The sequence below is a fragment of the Pseudomonas sp. B611 genome (genome assembly GCF_055407965.1).
This window is the reverse complement of sequence record NZ_JBUZST010000015.1, coordinates 1-24,149: the sequence shown is the minus strand read 5'-3', so window position 1 is coordinate 24,149 and position 24,149 is coordinate 1. Positions and strand designations below refer to the sequence as shown.

Genomic DNA, 24,149 nt, shown 5'->3' with positions numbered 1-24,149 from the left:
TCCCGTCGTCTCCCCGACATCAAGGCGCCTGCTGATGCTGCGATTCCTTCCCGTTATGACCGGCGTGTTCCTCAGCGCTGCCAGCGTGCTGACCCACGCCGCCGACACCGCCTTCCCCGACGCCCAGGCCAGTGACCCGGCCCTGCTCAAGTGGATGGTTGGGGCGCCGCCACCCGCCGACCGAACCCTGCGTTTTGAAGATGGCAGCTACTTTCGCTTCCCGGCGATGCGCTGGAGCGTGTCGAACTTTCGCCAGTTGATGCCCACCGTCAACGTCTCGCGCGGGCTCGGCGCGCCGTCGCCCCTGGCCCGCCAGCTGGATACACGGATCGACAGCCTGGCCGTGGTGCCGAGCGCCGCCAGCCAGGCCCTGAGCTGGCGCCAGACCCTGGACGCCACCTACACCGACGGCATCCTCGTGCTGCACCGTGGCACGGTGGTGTATGAGCGCTATTTCGGTGTGCTCAAGGACAACGGCCAACATGCGGCGATGTCGGTCACCAAGTCAGTGGTCGGCACGCTCGGTGCCATGCTGGTGGCCGACGGCACCCTCGATGCCAACAAGAAGATCGTCGAGTACGTGCCGGAACTGGCCCACTCCGCCTTTGGCAGCGCAACCCTGCGCCAAGTGCTGGACATGACCACCGCGCTGGACTACAGCGAAGACTACGCCGACCCCAACGCCGAAGTCTGGGCCCACGCCCAGGCCGGTAACCCACTGCCCAAGCCCAAGGACTACACCGGCCCGCGCAGCTATTTCGAGTTTTTGCAGACCGTGCGCCAACAGGGTGAGCACGGCCAGGCGTTTGGCTACAAGACCGTCAACACCGACGTGCTCGGCTGGGTGATTGCCCGCGCCACCGGGCGCAATGTCGCGCAACTGCTCAGCGAGCGTATCTGGAGCCGGCTGGGCAGCGAGCAGGACGCGTATTTCAGCGTGGATTCCATCGGCACACCGTTCGCCGGTGGCGGCTTCAACGCCGGGCTGCGCGACCTCGGCCGGTTTGGCGAGATGCTACGCAACAACGGCCGCTTCAATGGCCAGCAAATCGTTCCTGAAGCCGTGGTGAGCGATATCCGCCAAGGCGGTGATAAACGCGCATTTGCCAAGGCCGGCTATAGTCAGTTGCAGGGTTGGAGTTATCGCTCCATGTGGTGGGTCACCCATAACCCGGACGGCGCCTTCATGGCCCGTGGCGTGCACGGCCAGAGCATCTACATCGATCCCAAGGCCGAAATGGTGATTGTGCGTTTCGCCTCCCACCCCATCGCAGGCAATGCCGCCAATGATGGGGTGACGTTGCCCGCCTACGCAGCCTTGGCGCAGTACTTGAAGACAACCCGGTAAACCTGAGCAGTACGATTAAGTGGATTTTATGACCTGACACAATTCCTACACTGACTTCAAGCCGCAGTATCTGCGTCGGAAACCGCCGTCAGGGAGATGAGGTTCAACATGCAAGACAAATCCTCAACGGGCGTACGCCCGCTGTTGCTCAATGTGTTGCTGTGGCTAGGTGGTGTTTCCTTGTTGTTGATGATCAAGGACGCCGTGGAGCAGTTTACCGGACCGTTGGGCGACAGCTCGATGGACCTGGTCACGGTGCTGATGGCTTACCTGCTGCTGTTTTTGCTTGAGCCGATACGCAACGCCATCCAGCGCCGCCTGCGCAAAAACGCCCGGCGCCGACATCGCAGCCGCGCTTGAAGCCTTTTCTATCTGGAGTGACGCATTGTCCCAACCCGGCGATAACCACCAGCGCGCGCTGGACCGTTTCTTGAACGAACACCCTGAGGTCCTCACGCAACTCGACACCCTCAACCCCCTCGCCGCCCAGGCCAAGGGCGAAACCCTGGTGCAGTACCGCGCCGAGCGCCTGCACGAAGCCTTCGAAGCCGAAGCGGAGCGCCTGGGCCTGTTCGCCTGGGAATTGACGCTCAAGCTGACGGCGGAGTCAGCCGAAGCCTTCGAGACCCAGCGCCTGGAAGTGCATAAAGAAGTGGCGCAAATGGCCGGGCTGAGTTGGGCGGAGTATTGCCAGTTGCATGACCTGAGCCACTGAGCCACTGGCTACAGGTACCAGCGCCAAGCGTCGCGGGCCAGCGCATCACGCAATTCGGCGACGCTGATGGCCCGGCGCTCCGGGTCCACGGCTAACGCGGTCTTGAGTGCGGGCCAGCATTGCCTGGGGAGTCTGCGCGGCTTGAGGGGCTGAAAGTCGGCGGGGCGGCCTCCCTCGGCCAATTCGTACAACATGCACGCCACGCCGTAGAGATCCGCCGCCGGGGTCAGCGCGCCACCGTCGGCCAATTCCGGGGCGGCGTACGCGGGTGTCCACGCATTGAAACGGTCACGACTCAACTGCGGCAACCCGTCACCCTGGCCCAAACCAAAGTCGAACAAGCAGATGCCCGCCTCGCCCACCATCACATTGCCCGGCTTCAAGTCGCCGTGCAGCACGCCCTGCCCATGGGCGTACGCCAGCGCATCGAGCACCTGCACCCCCAGCGGTTGCAACTGCGGCCAGGGCAAGCCGCCAGGGCATTCCAGCAGCAGCCGGTCCAAGGTCAGCCCCGGTAGCAACTCCATGGTGAAAAACGCGACCTGGCGAGTGGTATCGACCTCAAAGCTGAACGCCCGCACGATCCGCTCATGGCGCAGGCTGCGGGTCACGGCAAACTCGCTGTACAACAACACATGGGCATCACTGGCCTGGGCAAGGCCATCGCCCACCACCTTCAACGCGACGCGCGAGCAGGGCTCGCCAAATTGCTCGTGCAGCAAGTCGCGGGCGCGATACACCACGCCCATCCCGCCCGTGCCGAGCACCCGCTCAAGGTGATAACGCCCGGCAAGCAGGTCAAGGGCGATCTTCGCCTCCGTCATGGCAGCACCACCACCGCCGTCAGGTCATCCCGTGCGGGCCCGCGTAACACCAGGGCAAACAAACGCTCTACCATCTGCTGCGCCGTGCCCTGACTCAGGGCACCGCCCAATTCCCGGTGGCTGAGCGCCTGGTACAGGCCGTCGCTGCACAACAGGAATACATCGCCGGGGCGCGTGTCGAGTTCGAGCACCTCCAGGCTCAACGGCGCACGGCCGCCGACCGCACGGGTCAGCGCCCGGGCGTCCGGGTGAACCTGTGCCTGCGCGCGGCTCAACTGCTGCTCGGCCATCAGTCGCTCAAACATCGAATGATCTCGCGACAGCTGATACAGACACTGCGCGCGCCACAGGTAACAACGGCTGTCTCCTGCCCACACGCAAGCGGCGCGATGCCCCTCCAGCAGCAGCGCCACCACCGTACTGCCGATTGTGCCCTGTTGGCCTTCAAGGCCCAGGCGCCGATCGAGCCGTTGCAAGCACCCGCGCAGCGCCTCGACCCGCTGGTCCAGCGTACCTTGCGCGTGCAACGCGGCCAGGTTGGCAATCACCGCTTGGCTGGCAACATCGCCCGCGCGATGCCCGCCCATTCCGTCCGCCACCGCCCAGCAGCCACTCTGCGGGCGGTCCAGGAAGGCATCTTCATTGCGCGCGCGGAGCTTGCCGCGCTGGGTGCGCGCGGCACTGCGCCAGGGCACGGGGTTCATAACTGCTCCGGCAAACGGAACGTGCGCCAATCCCCCAACGGGAACGGGCTGGGCGTGCGTTGGCTGGTCAACAGGAAATTGGCGCGCAAACCGGCCAGGTCGGCCTTGAGCAAGTGCCCATCGCGACCGCTGGCCGGCTCGCTCTGCAACAGATCAACCAGGCGAAACCACGACCAGGCACCGGTGTTTTTTTCCAGGCCCAATGGCCGCTCTGCGCCCCGCTCCAGCACCAGGCTACTGCGACCGTTTTCGGCCTCGTCAGGCCACTGGAACACCATCGGCACGATGGGCCCGTGGCGGTATTCCAACTGGCGTTCACCGACGCGCAACACGGCGCGACTGACCGCCTGATCCAGGCTGTAGGGCGCCAAGGTAAACCGCACCTGCAGGTCGCCCCCGCCGTCGCTGAAGAAGCTGCGGCGGATAAGCTGGGCCTTGCTCAGGTGATCAAGCATCCCGCGTGTCATCGGCAGGCTGCGCCCGTCCAGGCTACGCAGACGATAACGCCCACCTTCGGCGCTGACGAAAGGCCGCAGATAACCGTCGTAAAAGCGTGCCATCACGCCTTGCGGCTTGAAAAACGCCTGGAAATCACTGAGGGCCACGTCGCTGGCGGCGTGGGCATTGAACGGGTAACGCTGACGGATCGCCTGGGCGTAAACCCCGTAGACCTCGCTTTGATAACGCTGATTGACGTGTACGTAGGCGTCCTCCAGCAAATGCTGCCAGCTGTCGTCGGCCATGCCCTCAAACAGGCTCGACAGCGGCAGCGGCAAGCGCGCGGCGGCATCGCGCAAAGTGCCCAACACGTCCGGCTGCCCTTCCATGCGCCGCTTGACCCGCAGGAACGCAGCCTGCCCTGGCGATACGTCGCGGTTCACGGCAAGCAGTTGCAGGTGCAGTTCATCAAGCAAGCCCAATGCCCGGGTCAGCTCGGTGCCGGGGTTCTGCTGCTCGTCCAATAATTGGTGAAGCGGCTCAAAACGCCGTTGCAACGTGCGCCGGGGAGAGTCTTCGGCCATCGGCAATGGGCCGGCCAACAGGGTGTTTTCCCGCACCTGCTGCAACAGCAGCACCAGGGGCGAGCGGGCCGACGTCACACTCGCCAGCCGTGCGGCGTCCTGCTTCAAGTCTTCGCTCGCCCCCCGTCGAACCCGCCCCAGGGCGCCACTCCAGACATCGGCGTACTCGCTGAAATAGCGCTGCTCCAACGCCAGTATCAATCGGCGCAGCTCCAGCGCACTCAGGTCGCCGCTCTCTCCAAGCACCCAGTTGTCCTGCGCAATGGCATTCACCGACCGAGGCCCCTGGGCATCGAAATACTGCAAGAAGCGCTTGGTGTAAAAGCCGGGAATGGGCGGATCGACGCCGGCAAACGCCACGCCCTCGGCCAGGTGCAAAGGTTCCAGATCACGCGCCTGTTCACGCAATACCCGGTAGACCACGTCGGCCAACGATTCACCGCGCAACACCTGGCGTGCCTGGGCCACCAGGGCATCATTGAGCGGCGCCGCGAACGGCAACGCCAGCAGCCGCGCCACGTGTGCATTCAGGCGCTCCTGCACCGAGGCCGCACCGGCATAACGTGTGGACCAGGCTTGCGCGACACGCTCGGCCAACCAGCGGTTCTCTCGCCGTTCGCGCAGCGTCAGCATCAGGTACGCACGCAGGGGGTCCAGCAACCGCTCGCGGTCTGCCAGGCTGCCCTGCACCTGTTCTTCCAGCAGCGCGACGACAACCGGCAGCAACTGCTGGTGCAAGGTGTGCTCGTAGGCACTCGCCAACACCGGCGCACTCAGGTCGCCCTGATACAGGCCCGCGCGCTCCAGCAGCCGGGCATCGCCCTTGGCCGGGAACACCTGGGTGGCGGCAAAGCGTTGGTCCAACTGTGCCAGGACAACCAGGGTGCTGTCGGTCTCTGGCGCCACGGCTGCGGGCTCGCGTGCCAATTCAACCAGTTGCCCAAGGCGCTGATGATTGACCGTGTAGCTGTGTGTCCACAGGGCCGCGCTCGCCCCCAGCAGCAACAGCGCCGCCAGGCTCAACCCGGCCCGGCGCCAACGCAGGCGCTGGCGTTCCTCGGTATGCAGGCCGGCGAGGTCGGCTTCGGCAAGGATGACCTGACGGAACAACCCCGACACACCGCGCGCCCGTACGTCGCCCGCGCACGTCAGGTAAAAGCCGCGCAAACCGTTGATGCGCGGAGCGCGATGGGCGCGGAACGCCGTCTCGATGAACGCACACAAACGCTCGCCCATCTGCGCCGCTTGTGGCGGCAAGTCCAGCATGCGCGCACGGCGCTCCACGTGACGCTCCTGATGCAAACGTGTGATCAGTTCAGCGCTCAAACGTTGCAGCAGGGCCTCGAATGCCTGTCGCACCTGGGCCATCTCGGCTCCCGCGGTGCCAACAGCCAACGGCTCGCCCAATACACCGACGGCCGCTTGTGCCTCGGGCGTATCGAAATACTCGGCAAACCCCGGCAAACGGTCTGCGTGGGTCAACACCAGGTAGAGGGGCACATCCACGTGCAACGTCTGCTGGACCTCCTGCAAACGGGCATGTACCTGGCGAGCATGCAGGTCCAGGTCGTGTTCGTTGCTGGCGAGCAAGGTCTGCACCGACAGCGTTACCACCACGCCGTTGAGCGGGCTGGCCCTGCGTCGCGTCCTGAGCAAGCCCAGCAACGTCGCCCATCCCGCCGCGTCGGGTGCACCGTGTGGTTGGCACAGGTAACGACCTGGGGTATCGATCAACACCGCCTTGTCGGCAAAATACCAGTCACAGAAAGCGCTGCGCCCGGCTGGCGTTGCATCACTGCGATCAAGGGGCGCGTGCAACCCGTTCGCCGCTAGCAGGCTGGTTTTTCCGCTGCCCTCCTCGCCTATCAGCACATACCACGGCAGCTCATGGCGCCAACGCTTGCGGTGGTTGCCGTAGCGCGGTGTCGTCGCCAGGGCTTGCTCGGCCTCCTTGAAGCGCGCACGCACGTGTCGGCGCTCGTCTTCGAGTCGGCCTTTCTGTGCGTCACGGGCATGGTTTTCAGGCTTGTTCGACGCCGCCACGCGACGCCCACCCAGCCAGACCATCGCCAGCCCCCACAGCAGAAACACGCTGCTGATCGTCAACAGACGCGCCGTCGCGCCCTGCCAGAAGCGATAGTCATCCACCGCCAGCAATGGCCCGACAAACCACACCAGGCCGGCGCTCAACAGCACCAGCAGCAGGCTCCATACCCAAACCCGACGCAGCACGGCACCCGCGCCCTTGAAGAATGCGTTCATTCATTGCTCCCAGCGTTACAAGGGCGTCCGCGTCAGGGCCGGCGCCATAGGATGAAAAGATTCCAGCGCCGTCACGCGCTCGTTGCCCAGGACCCAGGCAAACCCCGTGTACATGGCCAGCAGACAGGCCAGGACACACACCGCCAAGCACGGCGTGGAAAACCCGCGTAACCGCCGATTGCGCCTGCGCAGCGCAGGTGCTGGCACCGGTGGCGCAGGCTCGCCGCGCACATGCCGGATCTGTCGATACAGGCCATCGCGCACGGCTTCGAGCTGCACCACCCCGCGCTCCACGACGCGGTATTTGCCTTCGAAGCCGATCGCCAGGCACAGGTACATCAGCTCCAGCATCGCCACGTGCTTGATCGGGTCGCGGGACAGTCGTTCCAACAAGGTGAAAAACCTTTCGCCGCCCAAGGTTTCATGGTGAAAGCGGCTCAACAGGCTGATCTTCGACCAGTCGCCATGACTGTCCCACTGCGCCGTGACCACCGCCTCATCCAGCACCGCACACAACACGTAGCGGGCCGAGTTGACCTCGACGCTCTCCACCCCCTCATGCAAGGCGCGCTGCTCGAACTGCGTGATCGCCAACACCAGGCGCTCATTCAGCGCGCCCAGGCTCTCGCGACCGACATGGCTCTTGAGCTGAGCGGCCTCGGCCAATACTGCCCAGGCCGCGGCCACCAACGTGTTGAGACCCACGTTGAAGCTATGCGCACCGGGCAAGCGGGCGGCGTAGATCATCCGGTCTGCCAACTGCTCGAAGCGCGGCGGCGATGGGTGGTCTGTCATTGCCCGCTGTGCCGGCCCGTGGCCTTCGCGGTCGAGCAAGATGGTTTTTTCATCCGGCGGGTATTCGCTATCCATGGTCATGGTGTTCAATTCCTGATCGCCCAGAAGTTCAGCTGCAACTCGGCAAACTCGCCGCTGACATGGAAGGCAAAGCCGCCCGATTGCTCCAGCTGCGCGGTGTCACGGGCACTGAGTTCAAGCAAGAAATAGGTTTTGTCGGCACGGAACGGGATCTGCCTTGGCGCCACCGGCAGCGGCTTGAGGCGGATACCCGGCAAGTGCAGGTTGACCAGCTCACGGATTCGCTCCACGGCGCCGATCTTGAGGTGGGCCGGCAAGCGAGTGCGCAAGGTGTCGCCGTCGCACTGGGCGCTCGCGGCGAGGATGAACGTCGCAACGCCGAGCAATTTCAGCTCGCTGACCGGGCATACCAACACCCCGTACTGGCGCGCCTGCAAGGCCAACTCGATGGCCTGCTGCTCCAGCACCATCGACAGCAGGCTGCGAATAGCCTCCATCAGCCCGCGAAAGCTCGCACCCTGATCGCTGTGCTGGTAGTGCAGTTGCAGAGGGCAACGCTTGCTGTCATTGGCGAAGGTCGATAACTCGCCGAGCATCGCCAACAGCTCGCGGTACAGGGTCTCCGGGCGTACCTTGGACTGGTGCGCGTAATGGCGCAGGACAGGTTCGGTGCGGTTGATCAGTTGCAGCATGAGGAAATCCCCGATCTGCGTCCCGGGCGCCCCGCCGTTGCCACGAATACGCGTGGCAAGCGCCTCGCCGCGGCTGGCCAGCAGGCTGATCACTTCGCTCAGGCACGATGCCAGGTAGCCGTGTTGCTGGAGGTAGATAAAGGTCGGGCTAAAGTCCGAATCCAGGGTCACGCCCCCTTCGCTGGTGCACGCCATCACCTGGGCAACCTGGAGCGTGACCAGCGTCTGGTCACTGTGTTGCTCCCCGGCAACCAGGCGCAGATCCGGGCGCGCGCAATCGAGCCGGCACTGGGACTCACTGCCGGCATTGGAATCAGGGGCCTGCACTTCACAGCTGATATAGCGCGCCAACACATCGACCTGCTCCGGCCGCCGGGTGTCGACCTGTGTGCCGCTGGCCAATGGCAATGCCAGGTAGATCCCTTGCTGACCGGTGTTGGCCGCGACTTGCAAGACCAGCGGTGGCGCCCCTGCACCCAGCTCGAACAAGCTGCCATCCGGCAGCACGCCAGTGGCCTGGCTGACCACGATCTTGCCCAGGTGCAGGTACTGCAAATCCATCGCCAGGCTCAAGAAGCCCCAGGCATCCGGGACCAGCAGGCGGGTCCAGCTGAGCTGCTGCTGGTAGTGGCGATCGTTGTGTTGCAGGTGTTGAGGCCGCAAGAGCATGCCTTCTTGCCAGACGACTTTATGAACCAGCATCTCAACCCTCCCCCACGCCGACTTGGCGTACACCCGTCTCGTCCAGCAGCAACTCGGCCTGCGTACGCCGCTGCGGGCTGACGGGCAGCACCCAGCGCCATTGCACGTGCGGGAGGTCTCGATAGGCCGCCAGTACCCCCACGTAGCGGCTATGCGGCTCAACGCTGAGCTTGAGTAGCCGCCGTTCACCCGGGCGCAGTTCCAGCTCTTCAGCGGCCACCCAGTCCTTGGGCAGTACCTGCTCTGCCCGCTCGTAAAGGCTAAAAAAGTCGTTGTTTTCAAACGCTACCGGGTGCCGCAGTTCGATCAGGCGCACCACCACCGGCGAGGGACGGCCATGCAGGTCCGGGTTGAGCCGCTCGCCGGCGGCCAGTGTCAGGTCCAGCTTGGTCAGCGACGAAAGCGGCGACAACGCGCTGCAACCTGCCAGCAGCATTGCCAGCAGGGTCACCATGGAAGTTCGATACATGGACATCATCCTGGGTAGTTCGCATGCAAGGTCGCGATCAGGCGCACCTGATCCTTGTAGGCCGCGAGAAAATCACGGCCAAGCGCAGGCTCGGCCGACGGCTCGTCGTCGATCAACTGCTGGTAATACCGTTGATACGCACGCCAATGCGCGCCATCCCTGAAGAACCTTGGCGGTTTGCCCTGACGTACAAAGCAGCGTTGCAGCTGATCCGGTGCAAACGCCTGCCGTGCACCCCGCACGGCGGCCCGGCACGCCGCCAGCATCGCCACTTGATGGGCTTGCAGGTCGCGGAACGCCTGGGTCACGGCCTGTTGCGCGGGCAGTTCGCCCACCCCGCCATCACCCAACAACACGTGCATGTCCTGCAGGGTGTTGTGCCCTTGGCAATGGTTGTCGAGCGGCGCCAGGTTCAACTCGCCTTTCAGCGCCTCTTGGGTACGCAGGCACTGTTGCAGGTCATCGAGGGTGTGCTTGAGCAAGCCCGCGACCTTGATCGCCAATGCCTCGCGGCGCGCGGTGTCGAGCGTCGACATATCGCTACCCAACGCCTGCGCGAAGTGCGCCCAGAACGCGTCATGGCTCGGCGCCGCAGTTGCAACGGGTAACGGCGCAGCGGCTTCGTCCGCAGGCGCGGTGAGGGTCGGCGTCAGCAGGTGATCCCATTGCGGCGTACCGTGCTCCGTGCAGGGTTGCGTCGCGTCATCAGCCACCCACTCATCCTCGATCAACGGCAGCGGGGTCGGCGCCAGGAAGCCATCGTCAGGAATAGGCACAGGCTCGGCGAGCCGCTGCCGCGGCGCCGTCAACCGCGCACGCAGCGCCAATGGCCCCCAATTCGAAGACGTTGCCATCGTGGATCGGCCACGGTTGCCCCCGGCGCAAGCGTTCGGCGCTGCCCGCCACGCCGATACCGTTACTGCTGATATCGGTGAGGAAATAGCGCCCGTCCCGGTAGCTGACCAGGCCATGGTGGCTGGACAACACGCGGCTGGCGTCGGGAAGCACCCAATCACAATCGCTGCCCCGCCCGATCACACCACCGGCGCCAGCAAACGCCTTGTGGGCCGATGGGTCGGCTTGGCCGCCGCTGCACACCTCTAACACTAATTGCATGAATGACCTCCCCGACTCACTGGCCACGGCGGCTCACCTGTGGATCGCCCAACGGGCGGTAGTCACCGTCATCAAAGACGTAATTGGCGTTGCAGCCGCCCAGTAAAAAAACCGCAAGCACCAAGGCTCGCCACCAACGATCAGGCATTGGGTATCTCCCTAGAGGATTCATTCAGCATTCCGCCTGGGCATCACCGAGGGGAATATTCAGGCGGGCAAGGCGATACAGCAGCGTGCGCCGCGCGACGCCCAACTCACGCGCGGTGCGCGTGCGGTTACCGCGGTTCTTGTGCAGGCAATCAATCAGGACCACGCGCTCGACCCGCTCCAGGCGCTGGCGCAGCGTGGCGTCGACCACCGTCACCGGCGAGTCGGGTGCCAGCGAGAGGTGCGCCGGCAGGATCACGCCGTCGTCACTCAGCAACACCGCGCGCTCCACCAGGCACTTGAGTTCGCGCACGTTGCCCGGAAAGCGGTGGCTCGACAGTTGATCGACGGCAGCGCCTGACCAGGCCACCGGCGCCTTGCCCAGCAGCGAACAGGCGTTGTCAGCAAAGTGCCGGGCCAGTAACAGCACATCGCCGTCCCGCGCACGCAGGGCGGGCAATTCGATGGGGAACTGCGCCAGACGGTAGTACAGGTCCTCGCGAAAGCTGCCCACGGCCACCATGGCCGCAAGGTCCCGATGGGTCGCAGCGATGATGCGCACATCGACCTTATGGGCGCTGCTGGCCCCCAGTGGGCGCACCTCGCCTTCCTGCAACACCCGCAGCAACTTGGCTTGCAATGCCAGTGGCATGTCACCGATTTCATCGAGCAGCAACGTGCCGCCGTGCGCTGCGTCAAACAGCCCGGCGTGATTGCGGTCGGCGCCGGTGAACGCACCTTTGCGATAGCCAAACAGCTCGCTTTCCAGCAGCCCTTCCGGGCACGCGGCGCAGTTCTGCACCACAAATGCCTGGGCCCGGCGCGAGCCGCTGGCGTGAATGGCGCGCGCCACCACTTCCTTGCCCGTGCCGGTTTCACCGCGCAGCAATACGGTGTAAGGGGTATGCAGGACCTTGCCGATCAAGCGGCAAGTGTCTTGCATCGCCGCACTGGTGCCGATCAGGCCATAGGTGCCGGTCGTTGGCGCATTCGCCTCGGACAGCACGCCTGTATGGACCGGCGGCATACGCCGCAACAGCGCCCGTTGGTTCAGGGCAAAACTGCCCAGTTGCGCCAGCGATGCGGTGTAGCCCTGCAATGCCGCCGTGCGCTGGCTGGCGCACAGCAACACGCCGATGATTGCCTGGCTCGGGTTTAGCAGCGGCACACAGGCCAAGGCACGCCAGGGTGTCGACGCTGCTGGCAGGAACGCGCGGTTATAGACGCTGCCGTGCACATCGTCGAGGCACAGGGCGACGCGCTGATTGACGACACACTGCAACAGTTGCTCGTGCTGGAAGTCCCTGTCGCCCAGCGGCTGTGCGTCGCTTGCGTGCTGGGCAAGCAGCACCAGCCGCCCGCTCGTTGCATCCCGCCAATACAATTGGCTGAGTTCACACTCGCTCAGTTGTGCGGCAGCAGCCACGCACAGGTTCGGCAAACGGCTTTCATCGTGTTCAAGCCCCAGGCGGCTGATCCAGTCCAGCAGGGTTTCGGCATAGGCCAAGGGTTGCGGCAGTTGGCTGAATAACGTCTGCGTCATTGGCTGAACTCACAGACCGGCGCGCCGTGTTCGTCCAACCGCGCGTGGACGTGGGCGAGGCATTCGCCAGCCGACATCGCGGCCAGCAATTGATCCGCCATCTGCGCCAGCAACTGGCTCTCGATCCATTGGTCGATGTAGCGGGCGCCGCTGTCGCTATGCACGCAGCGCTCAGCCATGTGCGCAACCAGTTCGGCGGTGTAGGTAAACGCCAGTTTGCGTTGCTGCAAGCGCTGGCCCAGGCGCCCAAGCTTGAGACGGGTGACGTCATGCAGTCCTTCACCGGCAATCGGGTAGTAAGGCACCACACGCATGCGCGCAAGCAACGCCGGTTTGAAGTGCGCGCGCAACTCCGGCTGGATCGCCGCGTGCAGCGCCTCGATGGCGGGACGTCGGCCGCCGGCACACAGCGCGCCGATACGCTCGCTGCCAAGGTTGGACGTCATCAGGATCAGCGTATTGCGAAAATCAATCGCCCGGCCCTCGCCGTCATTGGCGCGGCCCTTGTCGAAGACCTGGTAAAACAGGTTCAACACCTCCGGGTCGGCCTTCTCGACCTCATCAAGCAGAATCACCGAATACGGGCGCTGGCGCACCGCCTCCGTCAGCACGCCGCCTTCGCCGTAGCCCACATAGCCAGGCGGTGCTCCGATCAAGCGCGACAGTGAGTGCCTCTCCTGATACTCGGACATGTTGATGGTGGTCACAAAACGCTCGCCGCCATACAACAGGTCCGCCAGGGCCAATGCGGTTTCGGTCTTGCCTACTCCGCTGGGGCCGACCAACAGGAACACGCCCACCGGCGAATCGGCATTGTTCAGACCTGCCGCGACCGCCCGCAGGCTGCGGTCGAGGGTCTGCACGGCGTGCTCCTGACCGAAGATGCGTGCGCGCAAGGCGTCGGCGAAACCCATGACCTTTGCACTGTGTTCCAGGGCGATCTGTGCCACGGGAATGCCGGTCCAGGCGCTGATAACTTCAGCGATCAGGCGGGGGCAGACTTCGGCCTTGATCGACGCTTGTTCGTCTTGCGGCAACGCCTCACGCGCCTGTCCGATTGCCTTCAAGCGCTGAGTCACGCCGTGCAAGGCCGCGTGGTCGACGGGTAACCCGGCGTCGGCATCGCGGGTCAACGCCCCTTGCTGGCGCATGGCTTCTGCCCGCTCGGCGTGCAACTGCTGCACCGCCTCAGTGGGCATCGCCAGTTGCGTACGCAGCCTGGCGCACGCGGTATCCAGCACATCCACGGCCTTGTCCGGCAACTGGCGTCCCGCCAGATAACGCGCGCTCATATGGGCGGCGGCGACCACCGCGTCGTCACGCACGTATACGCCATGGCTGGCCTCATACACCGGCACGAGCCCGCGCAGGATCGACACGGCTTCGCCAACGCTCGGCTCATTGACCAGTACCGGCTGAAAACGCCTGGATAAGGCAGGGTCTTTTTCGATGTGCCGTTTGTACTCCGACCAGGTGGTGGCCGCGATGGTCCGCAGCTCACCTCGGGCCAATGCCGGCTTGAGCAGGTTGGCCGCATCGCTGCCACCTGCCGGACCACCCGCCCCCACCAGGGTATGCGCTTCATCGACAAACAGGATCACCGCCTGCGGCGAAGCGTGGACCTCGTCTATCACGCCTTTGAGGCGCCGTTCAAATTCACCCTGCAGGCTCGCACCGGCTTGCAGCAAGCCCATGTCCAGGGTCAACAGGCGCACTTCCTGGAGCGGGGCTGGCACCTGCGCGGCGGCCACACGCAAGGCCAGCCCTTCGACGACGGCGGTTTTGCCCACGCCGGCCTCGCCGACCAGGATCGGGTTGTTTTTGCGGCGGCGCATCAGGATGTCGATCAACTGCCGGATTTCCCCGTCGCGGCACAGCACCGGGTCGATCCGCCCTTCACGAGCCTGTTGCGTCAGGTCATGGGTAAACCGTTGCAGCATCGATCCCGCCACCACGTGCTCACGGGCGGGGGCTTGGCTCAGAATAAAGTCGCGCACGCGCGCCACATCCAGGCGTGCCAGGCAGCGTTGATAAGCGTTGCCCGCATGCTCCAGCGGGTGGCGCAGCAGCGCCAGCAGCAATGCGCCGTGACCGACCTCGGGCTGTCCCAGCTCGACATGGGCCACCATCGACGCTTGCTGCAACCAGCGCACCAGAGGTTGGGCGAACACCGGATTTCGCGTCGCATGCCTCTCGCTCTTGGGTTGCAGCACGGCATGCAGTTCACTCGCGGGAACTCCGGCATCCATCAGGGCCTTGTCCACCAAACCGGCGGGATACTCCAACAGCACCAGCAGCAGATCTTCCACCAACACGTCCCGGCCACCGCGGTTGACGCAACGCTCGGCTGCCCGCTCCAGGTCGCCGCGCGTGCGGGAGGTCAAGGTCTGGATCAGTTGTTGCAAATCGATATTCATCATCACCCTTGCTCCCTATTGATCATTGCCGGCCAGCGTGACCGCGCCGTCGGCGCGCTCGTGCGCCAGCCAAGTGGTCCAGCCCAGGCGACACACATTGCGTGCGCCGATATGCAACGCGCGGATCTCGCCTGCGGCCAACACCAGGCGCAGGTCATAGGCCAACGGGTCGCGTACGGTCAGCCGCACCAGGGCGCACAACGCCGGGTAACCCGTGCCGAACGGCAAGAATTCGTGAAAACGCTGCCAATCGAGCCCAACGATATGCACCCGGAATTTGCCGCCTCGGTCGGCCACGCGTTCGCCCAACACCAGGTCCAGGCCCAGCCCATGGTTGGCAAGGCCCAAGCGGTTGCGCTGCGGCGGCTCGATCGACACGCTGCGCGCCACCCACTGTTCGATGAACAAGCGCTCGTGCTTGAAGTAGTAACGCAGCACCGTCTCGACCAACGCCGCCGAATGCGCACGCAGACTCAACAGCCCGAGGTACGGCAGCAAGCGCTTGCAATCGAGTGGCGTGGCCTGGCGTATCGCCGGCCCGCCCAAGCCCACCAAGGCAAACATCTGCTCGGAGAAGGCATCGCCGGCGCCGCTGCGAAACCGCGCGTGATAGCGGTATTTGCGCCAGATCGGCAACAGCAACCGTTGCAGGCGGTGTTGAAACAGGTTGAGAAAATCCCGCGTCGCGTTGCCGCCTGTTTGCTCGGCACAGGCCTGTTCGCCATAAAACGCCGGCAGCGGCGAACCCGCGCCAAACAGCCCGAGGACATTCAGGCGCAGGCGCGCACGCAGTTGCCCGTGTTCGTGGAAGAACTCCACGCGGTCAATGTCCTGCCCGGGAAAACCCAAGCCAGGGTTGGCGACAAACTCCAGTTGGTCGTACAGCGCGTCCTCATCCATCAAGGGATGGGCTACGCGCAAGTGACCGACCACTTGCAGCACCGCCTGGTACAGCGAGTACTCACGAATGGTGCGGGTCAGTGTGTTTAAAGCTGGGGTTGTTGGCCCATCCGGGGTGGCCATAGGTACACATCTCCTTGTGTGCTGATCACTCGCAGTTCGTGGTACGAGTTGAGGCTGGCGTACAGCGCGAAAAACTCATTGAGCACCGAGGCGAACACAAACACTTCACCTTGGCCGAGAAAGCCCTGGGGCTCGATGCACAGGTCGACGCGCAACCCGCGAAATGGCAAGCCGTGATGCAGGCGATCGACCGCTTCGTGGCGGATCGAACGCAATGCGTCCAGGCGGCGCCGGCTGATTTTCTGCGCCTGCCGGTCGTGATAACGCGGCAGGTCGTAAGTTTCGAGGATCACTTTGAGCGCGTTGATATCGGTCAGCGACAGGTAGTTGAGCGACATGTGGCTGATCAATTTCCACAGGAAATCCTGGTCCAGGGGCGGCGCAAGGCTGGGAGTCGGCACGCTGATATTGCGGAAGGTGACAAATGCCGGCGTCTGCTCGCAGGCCTGGCGGATATCGCCCACCTGCAGTTGCCGTGGCAGGTTGTGGTTGGTACAGGTCAGCTCGACCGACAGTGTTTCCTGCTCATGGCCGTGCCCATGGCCGACTGCCAGCCAGGTATCCAGCCCGGCATGCTGCGCCGAAGCACGCTGGCGAACGGTATAGCTCGCAGCATCGCCATCATGTTCAAAGGATTCGAACGGCACGTAAGCCTGGTAGCCCAAGCCTCCCGGGCGCCAGCCGGTCACCGTGTCCACGGAAAACACACTGGCATTGCCTGGGGCATATTCCCCCGGCAGCAGCAGGTACTCGTCCTGCCTGGCGTCCAGCCGCACCGGCACCGCGTCGTGCTGGAACAGGTTGACGATGGGCGTGCAATACAGCTTCACGTTGTCCAGGGTCGGCGGCGGCGGCGCGTGCCCGCGAATATCCAGGGCAAAGCGCAGCAACAGGCTGCGCGTGGCGTTCAGCACGTGGGTGGGTAACGTGTGGACGACTTCAAGCCCGCCGATGTCGACAAACAGATACTTCTCGGGAAAGACGAAGTACTCCTGCAAATGGCGATAGCCGCGAAAGGTGTTTTGCGGATACGGGATCAACGCCTGATCCTCGGCAAAACCGACGGGTTGCACCTGCTGCGGACGCAGTCGCAAGACCATCGCTTGCCCGTCCCCACTGTTGAGCGGCACCCCGTCCGCGTCCAACGGCAACAGTTCGATACCTTCCAGGTGACGCAACAGGCTGAGGTACACCCCTTGGCTGATGTAGCGGTCGCCGGCCAGATGCAGGCGCAGGACGTCGACGGCCAGCATGCTGAAATCACCGTCGGCGCTCATGTCCAGGCGCAGGCTCAACAACCCGCGCTCGCCTTGGGCAACATAGTCCAGCGCGCCGATCTGCAGCGGCATGACATGGGTGGTGTAGCAGGTGCGGAAACGGCAGCGTGCGCCATTCACCACCACGCTCTCCACGACCGTATCCCGCGCCACCTCGACGCCAGGCCCGGCGTGCTTGAGCGGGTCGAACTGCAAGATGCTGAATGCCGGCACCGGCCGCATATAGTTGGGCCACAACAATTGCATCAGCGAGTGACTCAGCTCGGGCAGTTCATCGTCGAGCTTCTGGCGCAGACGACCGGTGAGAAACGCAAAGCCTTCCAGCAACCGTTCCACATCCGGGTCTTGCCCGGCGTCGGCGAGGAACGGCGCCAGGGCCGGGTTGCGCTCAGAGAAACGCCGCCCAAGCTGGCGCAGGGCGCTGAGTTCACTTTGGTAATAGCGGTTAAAGGCCATCGGGCAACACCTCGACCCGCCCGGCCTCACCCAATTGCGCGCGGAATGCGACGGGCTGGGTGACGCCGTTGACGGTCAGCAGCGCGTCAATTACAAACGCGAGGACCAAGGGGTCGCGATCACGGGGCAACAGCCTGACGTGGACATTCGCCAGCCGTGGCTCGCAGGCCTGGATAAAACCCTCGATCTGCCGCCGTGACTGGCTCAACGACTCATGCAGGCTGCAACGCATGTCGTTGAAGTCGGGCAACCCGTAGTCCGGCCGTGTCTGCACGCTGCCGGCGCGGGTGCTGAGCATGTTCCCCAGGTGTGTGGCGATGCAGGCCACGCGGGAGGCTTGGGCGGCCTCCGGCCGTGCCAGGCGCTCGAACAGGCTGCGGTGATCGGTCATCCCTTGGCTGGCGCTCATGTTTTGTCGAGCTTGCCGACCAGGGACAGGGTGAAGTCCGCCCCCATGTACTTGAAGTGCGGTCGCACGCTCAGGTTGACGCGATACCAGCCGGGTTCGCCTTCCACGTCACTGACGACAATCCGCGCAGCCCGCAATGGGCGTCGCCCACGCACTTCGGCGCTGGGGTTTTCCTGGTCGGCGACGTACTGGCGGATCCACTTGTTCAGCTCCAACTCCAGGTCGGCACGTTCCTTCCACGAGCCCAGCTGTTCGCGCTGCAATACCTTGAGGTAATGCGCCAGGCGGTTGACCACCATCATGTAGGGCAATTGCGTGCCCAGGCGGTAGTTCAACTCCGCGTCCTTGCCTTCGGCGCTGATGCCGAAGTGCTTGGGTTTCTGCACCGAACTGGCGGAAAAGAACGCGGCGTTGTCACTGCCCTTGCGCATGGTCAGGGCGATGAAGCCTTCCTGGGCCAACTCGTATTCACGGCGGTCGGAGACCAGTACTTCGGTGGGAATCTTGGTTTCGATTTCGCCCATGCTCTGGAAATGGTGCAGCGGCAAGTCCTCCACCGCACCGCCGCTTTGTGGGCCGATGATGTTCGGGCACCAACGAAACCGCGCAAAGCTGTCGGTCAGGCGCGTGGCGAAGGCATAGGCGGTATTGCCCCACAGGTAGTGTTCGTGGCTGTGGACCACGTTCTCCTGATACACAAAGGTCTTCACCGGGCATTCGAGAGGGTCGTAGGGCGTGCGCAACAAGAAACGCGGCACCGTCAGGCCGATGTAGCGCGCATCCTCGCTTTGGCGAAAGCTCTGCCATTTGGCAAACTGCGGGCCTTCGAAATGGTCCTTGAGGTCCTTGAGGTCCGGCAACCCGGTGAAGCTTTCGAGGCCAAAGAAACCCGGCCCCGCAGACGCGATAAAGGGCGCATGGGCCATGCAGGCAACGCTGGACGCGTACTGCATCAGCTTGACGTCAGGGGCACTGGGCGACAGGTAGTAATTGGCAATGATCGCGCCCACGGGCTGGCCGCCAAACTGGCCGTATTCAGCGCTGTAGATGTGTTTGTACAGCCCGGACTGGGTGATTTCCGCCGAGTCTTCGAAGTCGTCGAGCAAGTCCTGGCGGGCGACGTTCAACAGCTCGATCTTGATGTTTTCACGAAAGTCGGTGCGTTCGACCAGCAGTTGCAAGCCTTTCCACGCCGCCTCCAGCGCCTGGAACTCGGGATGGTGGAGAATTTCGTCCATTTGCCGGCTGAGCTTGGTGTCGATCTCGCTGATCATCCGGTCCACCAGGCGTTTCTTCACCGGTTCACCGTTGTTATGCGGCTTGACCAACTCTGCAATAAACGCGGCGACACCGCGCTTGGCAATGCCATAGGCCTCATCATCGGCGTTCCACAGCGTCTGGGCGATGATGCCGTCAAGGATGCTGCGTTCGCCGGTGGGTTGCAGGTGCTGCGGCTGTGTTTGGGTGCTCATGCATCAGTGTCCTTTTACTGAAAAATCAGGCGTCAGGGCTGCTCAGTCCAAGCTCAGCCAAGACCCGCGCGCGGGAATCGTCGTCGGCCAACGCCTGTTCAATGGCGTGGCGAAAACTCGGTGTATTGCCCAGCGGGCCCTTGAGCGCCATCAACGCTTCACGCAGGGCCATCAGTTTTTGCAACTCCGGGACCTGCTCGACCAGGCTCGCGGGGTTGAAGTCCTTCATTGAGTTGATGCGCACGGCTATGCCCAGCTCTTGCGGGTCGGCCTCGTCCTGCAGGCGATTGGGCACGCAGAGGGTGAGGCTCAACGCCTGCTTGGCGAGCACCTCGTCCAGGGTGTGTTTGTCGATGCCGATGGGCTTGCGGTCTTCCAGCTTGCGCAGGTCCTCACGCCCGGTGAAATCCCCCAGCACCAGCAATTTCAACGGCAGCTCGACCTCTTCCTGAGCACCGCCAAGCGCCGGTTTGAACGTAATATTGATGCGCTCCTTAGGCGCAACCGAACCTTCTTTGGCCATGGTGTTTCTCCTTTTTTTGTGGCTCGAAAGCCTATTCAAGTACCGCTTCCAGATCGAAACGGCACAACCTGCGATGGGTGTCTTCCTTGCGTTCGCGCACGGCCTGGCTTTGCGGCAAGAGGTCGCAACAGCGGTACAGCAATTGCGCGACCTGCAGGGCCAGCGCCGGCTCCCAGCGCTCGAGCCCGGCGTGTTGCAGTTCTTGGTCGAGTTGCTCGAGCTGGACCTTCGCCAGCTCGTGTTTGCCTGCCAGCACACACAACCGGGCCACGGCCAGGCGCCACTGGAAACGCTCACGCTCACTGACGGCGGTGCGCACGCCTTGGTTGAGTTGGTTGACGGCAGCCTTGAGTCCGTCCTTGCGCAATACGGGCATGACCTGCTGCAGGGCGGTCTCCCAAGGCTGCGCCGTGGCATCGATGGCTACCTTGTGCGGCTCGGGCTTGCGCATATGGCGTTCGACGTGAAGCGTGATCCAGTCACGGGTGGCCGCTTCGGCAAAGGGCCTGCCGTCGTGAAAGCGCAGCTCGGGCAGGTTCGGCAAACGCTTGAGTAACTGGGCAAAGTCGGCCTCAAGTTCGGCCATCGCCGCTGCGGCCTGCAACGCGGCGAGGCACTCCCAGACCCGGCGCAGGCCATCGAACCAGAACATCGCCGTCGCGAGGCTGGCTTCAAGCTCAAGCAACAAGTCGGCGTAATGCCCCTGGTCGAAGCGCTCCTGATAGCGCTGGAGTTTGTCTGACGTGGGGCCGCGCAGGGTGGTGATGCGCTCACCGTCGGCATCCGGGTAGCCCACCAGCGTCAGCCAGGCCATGGCGCGGCTCAGGCGCAGGGCGCGCAAGTCGGTGGCATCCTGACGCAACCACCAGGCGCACAGCGGTCGGGCTTGATCCTGCAAGACACGCAGCCGTTTGTGCGCGGCTTTTTCGCTGTCGATTGCAGGTTCCGGCGCGAGCAATTGGGTGGTGGCGTGCTTGAGCTGGGCAATCACCGCACCCACTGCGCCGGGCTCGGGCGCTGCTTGTGCGGCGCGCTCCAGATGTTCCGCCAACTGCCGGCGCACTGGCAGCAACAACGGTGCGTCCTCCCCCAGGTGCCCCGACCAGAGTTCATCGAGCTGCGTGAGGTGTTCAAGGATGGCTTGGAATAACGGACGTTGCGGGTGCAGCGCCAGGTTTTGCAGGCACAGCGGCTCCAGGCGCAGCACCAGCCAGCCAAAGGCCGCTGCACGGGTACGCGGCTTGGCGGGATAAACCTCGCCCCAATGCCGCTCGCAGAGATCACGCAGCAACCCCAGGCCCGCGAGCAACCCTGGGAAGGATTCGCACTGATGCAGCGCCCAGGTCAACCACACTGCGACGCGCAAATCCTTTGAGTGATGGCGCAACACCCCCTCAGCGACGTCCCTGACCTTCTGCCAATCCGGCTGGCCGCTGCCATGTATCGATTGCGCCTTGGCCAGCTCGAACTCCAGGGCTTCATATTCACTTGAAAAACGCATGTCACTGCCGGCGAACGTCGCCGCCGAGCAAGGCGAGCGCGCCATTTCAAGGTAATAATCGAGCAATTTATCGGAGTAGATCATGCGCAGCCACGACGACGATTAAAGGCAGGGCGGGCAAACTAATCATCGATTTAAACGCGAGATCAGCGCACCGCATCAACTTCGCTGAATCGCTGCGAAGCTCGCAAACCTTAGCCACGCAAACACCATTGGGCAAGCAACGCAACCGGGGTTAAGGAATATCCTACAACCCTTATAAAACAAGGCTATGCGCAAATTCTTGCGCAGCTTGAACAACGCAAAACTCGTCAAAAAACTCGCAAACCATTTAAAAACTCAGCGCCACGAGATGAGCAATTAACTGCGCACTACTGCGCAGTCAATCCGAGCAAATACTTTCCAAAACCCGCCCACTTACTCCTCAACTAACTCCCAACTAACCCGCCACCCCTTATTTCATTAGCCCCTGCACTTTCAGGCACGCTTCTTGTTATAGGACCTTGCCCACCCGGCACCCTCCGCCGCGTGGAAACTCTTAAAAACCAGACAAGGAAAGCGACATGCCAACACCCGCGTATCTCTCTATCACCGGTGTCAAACAAGGTTTGATTACAGCAGGCACGTTTACCCAGGACTCGGTCGGCAACATCTACCAGGAAGGCCACGAAGATCAGATCCTGGTGCAGGCGTTCAGCCACCAGGTGATCATTCCTCGTGATCCGCAGTCCGGCCAACCCACCGGGCAGCGTGTGCATAAGCCATTGATGATCAGCAAGATCTTCGACAAGTCCTCGCCCCTGCTCTTCAGCGCGCTCACGGCGGGCGAAGAGGTCAAGTGCCGCCTGGAGTGGTTCCGTACCTCCTCGGCTGGCACCCAGGAGCATTACTTCACCATCGAGCTGGAAGGCGCGACCATCGTCGATATCCAGTCACGCATGCCCAATTGCCAGGACCCGGCGAATGCGCATTTCACCCATCTCGAAGACGTGCACTTCACCTATCGCAAGATCGTCTGGACCCACGAAGTGGCCGGCACTTCCGGCTCGGACGACTGGCGCACGCCCGTAGCCGGCTAGACCATCGCCAACGGGTGCTTGCGCTTCGGCGCACCAAATACCCGGTCGATGGCCTCCAGGTCGTGCTCATCCAGCACCAGCTGTGCGGCGCGGGCGTTAAGCCGCACATGCTCGGGGGTCACGGCCTTGGGGATGGCAATCACGCCGTCCTGGCGCAACACCCAGGCCAGGGACACCTGCGCCGGGGTGACGTCATAACGGCGGGCGATCTGCTTGAGGGTGGGGCTGGCCAACAGCGCGCCGCCCTGGGCAATCGGGCAGTACGCCATGAGCGGTAGATGGTGCTGCTGCCACCAGGGCAGCAAGTCGAATTCGATGCCGCGCTCTTCAATGTTGTAGAGCACCTGATTGGTGGCACACGCCGGGGCGGCGAGTTCCTGAAGGTCTGCCACATCAAAGTTGGACACACCCCAGCGGCCGATCTTGCCGGCGTCACGCAAGCGTTCGAAGGCTTCGACGGTTTCTTCCAAGGGATACTGGCCACGCCAGTGCAGCAGATACAGATCGATGTAGTCCGTACCCAGGCGTTGCAGGCTGGCGTCGCAGGCACGTGGCACGCCCTTGCGGCTGGCGTTGTGCGGGTACACCTTGCTCACCAGGAACACCTGGTCGCGCCTGCCACGAATGGCTTCGCCGACCACCTCCTCGGCGCCGCCTTCACCGTACATTTCGGCGGTATCGATCAGGCTCATGCCCTCGTCGATCCCCAGTTGCAACGCCGCGACTTCGGCGCGGCGCTGGCTCGGGTCCTCGCCCATGCGCCAGGTGCCCTGGCCGACAACAGGGACCGGAACACCGGCCAGATCAATGGTACGCATGACAACCTCCTGATGAGTTCGCGGATAAACAGTGTGGCATTGGCCGGACAAAAGGGTTCAATCGCAGTATGGTTGGCGCCTGCCAAGTCGCCAGGAAGAACCTGCAATGCTGTTTGTCGTCATGCTCGGGGGCAAGCACCCACGAGCCAGGATCGAAGTGCACGATGTGGTATTCGCCGTGGCGGATACGCTGCAAGCCACCTACCCGCAATTGCGCGATGCCTGGTTTGGCAGCCCCAAAGGTGTACACATTGATTCATGGATGGCGGTGGATGGCGTGGACGGCTGGAAGATCCAGCTCAGCCACCTGGCCCCCGCTGCCGGCGCCGAGCGCCTGTACTTCATCAACCTGGGCGGTTATGAAGCCAACGCGTTTGGTGAAGCCCATCACTACTTGCTGGTGGTGGCGCGCAATGCTCGGGAAGCAAAAGCCCTGGGCAAACAGCAGATGCTGCGGCACTGGTCTCAGGCCCATACCGATGCGGTGATGGATATTGATGACTGCCTGCCGATTGACTTGGTGGATGGGCGTTATATTCATCTGGAGCAAGCTCAGCACCGACCCATCGTGCAGCACAATGACTACATCGTGCTGCCCTGATGGCAACTGTGGGAGCTGGCTTGTGTGGGAGCTGGCTTGCCTGCGATAGCGGTCTGTCTGTGTACATATCCATTATTTAGGTAACGGCCACTTAGGGTTCCGCTCTTACAGCGGCTCACTTTGGAAAAGCCCCAAAGTAAGCAAAGGGCTCTTGCCCCAACACTCGGTGCCTCGCCTAGGCTCGGCATGCCCTCACTCCGGCTTGAATCCGTG

Annotated in this window: 23 protein-coding genes; 5 read left to right on the top strand and 18 right to left on the bottom strand. The window is 63.4% G+C overall.

Going from position 1 to position 24,149, the window contains the following annotated elements; all coding sequences use genetic code 11:
• Positions 1-34 precede the first annotated feature (34 nt).
• The 3 genes from ACZRMO_RS23750 (at position 35) to ACZRMO_RS23740 (ending at position 2,063) form a co-directional block, all read left to right on the top strand.
• Complete coding sequence (locus tag ACZRMO_RS23750; protein WP_463974396.1) at positions 35-1,348, top strand: serine hydrolase domain-containing protein; 1,314 nt, start codon at positions 35-37, stop codon at positions 1,346-1,348.
• A 108-nt stretch (positions 1,349-1,456) separates the two neighbouring features.
• Positions 1,457-1,708 (top strand): hypothetical protein, encoded by a 252-nt coding sequence (locus ACZRMO_RS23745; protein WP_463974395.1) that lies wholly within the window; start codon positions 1,457-1,459, stop codon positions 1,706-1,708.
• 25 nt (positions 1,709-1,733) lie between these two features.
• The gene (locus ACZRMO_RS23740; protein WP_463974394.1) at positions 1,734-2,063 is read left to right on the top strand and encodes a DUF6388 family protein; all 330 of its coding nucleotides are present in this window, start codon (positions 1,734-1,736) and stop codon (positions 2,061-2,063) included.
• Positions 2,064-2,071: 8 nt separating this feature from the next.
• Here the strand turns inward: ACZRMO_RS23740 and ACZRMO_RS23735 are convergent, their stop codons facing one another.
• The 17 genes from ACZRMO_RS23735 to tssA are packed head-to-tail and all read right to left on the bottom strand — an operon-like array spanning position 2,072 to position 21,522.
• Positions 2,072-2,887 carry a serine/threonine-protein kinase gene (locus ACZRMO_RS23735; protein ID WP_463974393.1) on the bottom strand — a complete coding sequence of 272 codons (816 nt, stop codon included), beginning with the start codon at positions 2,885-2,887 and terminating at the stop codon, positions 2,072-2,074.
• A complete protein-coding gene (locus ACZRMO_RS23730; RefSeq protein ID WP_463974392.1) occupies positions 2,884-3,591 on the bottom strand; it encodes a PP2C family protein-serine/threonine phosphatase in 708 nt (235 codons plus the stop codon). The genes ACZRMO_RS23735 and ACZRMO_RS23730 overlap by 4 nt, the downstream gene beginning before the upstream one ends.
• Positions 3,588-6,875 (bottom strand): ImcF-related family protein, encoded by a 3,288-nt coding sequence (locus ACZRMO_RS23725; RefSeq protein WP_463974391.1) that lies wholly within the window; start codon positions 6,873-6,875, stop codon positions 3,588-3,590. The genes ACZRMO_RS23730 and ACZRMO_RS23725 overlap by 4 nt, the downstream gene beginning before the upstream one ends.
• A 15-nt stretch (positions 6,876-6,890) precedes the next feature.
• Entirely contained in the window at positions 6,891-7,751 is an 861-nt protein-coding gene (icmH, locus tag ACZRMO_RS23720; RefSeq protein ID WP_463974390.1) for a type IVB secretion system protein IcmH/DotU, read from the bottom strand.
• Positions 7,752-7,756: 5 nt separating this feature from the next.
• Complete coding sequence (tssK, locus tag ACZRMO_RS23715; RefSeq protein ID WP_463974389.1) at positions 7,757-9,085, bottom strand: type VI secretion system baseplate subunit TssK; 1,329 nt, start codon at positions 9,083-9,085, stop codon at positions 7,757-7,759.
• Position 9,086: 1 nt separating this feature from the next.
• Positions 9,087-9,554 carry a type VI secretion system lipoprotein TssJ gene (gene tssJ / locus ACZRMO_RS23710; protein WP_463974388.1) on the bottom strand — a complete coding sequence of 156 codons (468 nt, stop codon included), beginning with the start codon at positions 9,552-9,554 and terminating at the stop codon, positions 9,087-9,089.
• A gap of 5 nt (positions 9,555-9,559) precedes the next feature.
• Positions 9,560-10,330: a type VI secretion system-associated FHA domain protein gene (locus ACZRMO_RS23705; RefSeq protein ID WP_463974387.1), complete on the bottom strand. Its 771-nt coding sequence runs from the start codon at positions 10,328-10,330 to the stop codon at positions 9,560-9,562.
• Positions 10,317-10,670: an FHA domain-containing protein gene (locus ACZRMO_RS23700; protein ID WP_463974386.1), complete on the bottom strand. Its 354-nt coding sequence runs from the start codon at positions 10,668-10,670 to the stop codon at positions 10,317-10,319. The genes ACZRMO_RS23705 and ACZRMO_RS23700 overlap by 14 nt, the downstream gene beginning before the upstream one ends.
• 16 nt (positions 10,671-10,686) lie before the next feature.
• A complete protein-coding gene (locus ACZRMO_RS23695; protein ID WP_124528541.1) occupies positions 10,687-10,818 on the bottom strand; it encodes a type VI secretion protein in 132 nt (43 codons plus the stop codon).
• A gap of 24 nt (positions 10,819-10,842) precedes the next feature.
• On the bottom strand, positions 10,843-12,360 hold the full coding sequence (locus ACZRMO_RS23690; protein ID WP_463974385.1) for a sigma-54 interaction domain-containing protein: 1,518 nt from the start codon (positions 12,358-12,360) through the stop codon (positions 10,843-10,845).
• The gene (locus tag ACZRMO_RS23685; protein WP_463974384.1) at positions 12,357-14,780 is read right to left on the bottom strand and encodes an AAA family ATPase; all 2,424 of its coding nucleotides are present in this window, start codon (positions 14,778-14,780) and stop codon (positions 12,357-12,359) included. Before ACZRMO_RS23685 ends, ACZRMO_RS23690 begins: the two co-directional genes overlap by 4 nt.
• A gap of 12 nt (positions 14,781-14,792) precedes the next feature.
• On the bottom strand, positions 14,793-15,800 hold the full coding sequence (gene tssG / locus ACZRMO_RS23680; protein WP_463974383.1) for a type VI secretion system baseplate subunit TssG: 1,008 nt from the start codon (positions 15,798-15,800) through the stop codon (positions 14,793-14,795).
• On the bottom strand, positions 15,764-17,533 hold the full coding sequence (gene tssF / locus ACZRMO_RS23675) for a type VI secretion system baseplate subunit TssF (protein ID WP_463974382.1): 1,770 nt from the start codon (positions 17,531-17,533) through the stop codon (positions 15,764-15,766). Before tssF ends, tssG begins: the two co-directional genes overlap by 37 nt.
• The gene (gene tssE / locus ACZRMO_RS23670) at positions 17,523-17,924 is read right to left on the bottom strand and encodes a type VI secretion system baseplate subunit TssE (RefSeq protein WP_463974472.1); all 402 of its coding nucleotides are present in this window, start codon (positions 17,922-17,924) and stop codon (positions 17,523-17,525) included. The genes tssF and tssE overlap by 11 nt, the downstream gene beginning before the upstream one ends.
• A gap of 14 nt (positions 17,925-17,938) precedes the next feature.
• Positions 17,939-19,414, bottom strand: coding sequence for a type VI secretion system contractile sheath large subunit (gene tssC, locus ACZRMO_RS23665; protein ID WP_463974381.1), 1,476 nt, complete (start codon positions 19,412-19,414; stop codon positions 17,939-17,941).
• Between the two features lie 25 nt (positions 19,415-19,439).
• Entirely contained in the window at positions 19,440-19,937 is a 498-nt protein-coding gene (tssB, locus tag ACZRMO_RS23660) for a type VI secretion system contractile sheath small subunit (RefSeq protein WP_463974380.1), read from the bottom strand.
• A gap of 31 nt (positions 19,938-19,968) precedes the next feature.
• A complete protein-coding gene (gene tssA, locus ACZRMO_RS23655; RefSeq protein ID WP_463974379.1) occupies positions 19,969-21,522 on the bottom strand; it encodes a type VI secretion system protein TssA in 1,554 nt (517 codons plus the stop codon).
• A gap of 479 nt (positions 21,523-22,001) precedes the next feature.
• Between tssA and ACZRMO_RS23650 the strand changes: the two genes are divergently transcribed.
• Positions 22,002-22,517, top strand: a complete 516-nt coding sequence (locus tag ACZRMO_RS23650) for an Hcp family type VI secretion system effector (RefSeq protein WP_017737018.1) — start codon at positions 22,002-22,004, stop codon at positions 22,515-22,517.
• Here ACZRMO_RS23650 and ACZRMO_RS23645 read toward each other — a convergent pair.
• Positions 22,514-23,335 (bottom strand): aldo/keto reductase, encoded by an 822-nt coding sequence (locus tag ACZRMO_RS23645; RefSeq protein ID WP_463974378.1) that lies wholly within the window; start codon positions 23,333-23,335, stop codon positions 22,514-22,516. The genes ACZRMO_RS23650 and ACZRMO_RS23645 overlap by 4 nt on opposite strands.
• A 106-nt stretch (positions 23,336-23,441) precedes the next feature.
• Here ACZRMO_RS23645 and ACZRMO_RS23640 point away from each other — a divergent pair, with 106 nt between their 5' ends.
• Positions 23,442-23,936, top strand: coding sequence for a DUF1543 domain-containing protein (locus ACZRMO_RS23640; protein WP_463974377.1), 495 nt, complete (start codon positions 23,442-23,444; stop codon positions 23,934-23,936).
• Positions 23,937-24,149: the final 213 nt, after the last annotated feature.

Coding starts and splice junctions, on each gene's coding strand:
- tssK (WP_463974389.1), bottom strand. CDS start 9,085: ATGCTGGTTCATAAAGTCGTCTGGCAAGAAGGCATGCTCTTGCGGCCT.
- ACZRMO_RS23730 (WP_463974392.1), bottom strand. CDS start 3,591: ATGAACCCCGTGCCCTGGCGCAGTGCCGCGCGCACCCAGCGCGGCAAG.
- ACZRMO_RS23700 (WP_463974386.1), bottom strand. CDS start 10,670: ATGCAATTAGTGTTAGAGGTGTGCAGCGGCGGCCAAGCCGACCCATCG.
- ACZRMO_RS23695 (WP_124528541.1), bottom strand. CDS start 10,818: ATGCCTGATCGTTGGTGGCGAGCCTTGGTGCTTGCGGTTTTTTTACTG.
- ACZRMO_RS23725 (WP_463974391.1), bottom strand. CDS start 6,875: ATGAACGCATTCTTCAAGGGCGCGGGTGCCGTGCTGCGTCGGGTTTGG.
- tssE (WP_463974472.1), bottom strand. CDS start 17,924: ATGACCGATCACCGCAGCCTGTTCGAGCGCCTGGCACGGCCGGAGGCC.
- tssJ (WP_463974388.1), bottom strand. CDS start 9,554: ATGTATCGAACTTCCATGGTGACCCTGCTGGCAATGCTGCTGGCAGGT.
- ACZRMO_RS23645 (WP_463974378.1), bottom strand. CDS start 23,335: ATGCGTACCATTGATCTGGCCGGTGTTCCGGTCCCTGTTGTCGGCCAG.
- tssA (WP_463974379.1), bottom strand. CDS start 21,522: ATGATCTACTCCGATAAATTGCTCGATTATTACCTTGAAATGGCGCGC.
- tssF (WP_463974382.1), bottom strand. CDS start 17,533: ATGGCCTTTAACCGCTATTACCAAAGTGAACTCAGCGCCCTGCGCCAG.
- ACZRMO_RS23685 (WP_463974384.1), bottom strand. CDS start 14,780: ATGATGAATATCGATTTGCAACAACTGATCCAGACCTTGACCTCCCGC.
- tssG (WP_463974383.1), bottom strand. CDS start 15,800: ATGGCCACCCCGGATGGGCCAACAACCCCAGCTTTAAACACACTGACC.
- tssC (WP_463974381.1), bottom strand. CDS start 19,414: ATGAGCACCCAAACACAGCCGCAGCACCTGCAACCCACCGGCGAACGC.
- ACZRMO_RS23690 (WP_463974385.1), bottom strand. CDS start 12,360: ATGACGCAGACGTTATTCAGCCAACTGCCGCAACCCTTGGCCTATGCC.
- ACZRMO_RS23640 (WP_463974377.1), top strand. CDS start 23,442: ATGCTGTTTGTCGTCATGCTCGGGGGCAAGCACCCACGAGCCAGGATC.
- tssB (WP_463974380.1), bottom strand. CDS start 19,937: ATGGCCAAAGAAGGTTCGGTTGCGCCTAAGGAGCGCATCAATATTACG.
- icmH (WP_463974390.1), bottom strand. CDS start 7,751: ATGACCATGGATAGCGAATACCCGCCGGATGAAAAAACCATCTTGCTC.
- ACZRMO_RS23650 (WP_017737018.1), top strand. CDS start 22,002: ATGCCAACACCCGCGTATCTCTCTATCACCGGTGTCAAACAAGGTTTG.
- ACZRMO_RS23750 (WP_463974396.1), top strand. CDS start 35: ATGCTGCGATTCCTTCCCGTTATGACCGGCGTGTTCCTCAGCGCTGCC.
- ACZRMO_RS23745 (WP_463974395.1), top strand. CDS start 1,457: ATGCAAGACAAATCCTCAACGGGCGTACGCCCGCTGTTGCTCAATGTG.
- ACZRMO_RS23735 (WP_463974393.1), bottom strand. CDS start 2,887: ATGACGGAGGCGAAGATCGCCCTTGACCTGCTTGCCGGGCGTTATCAC.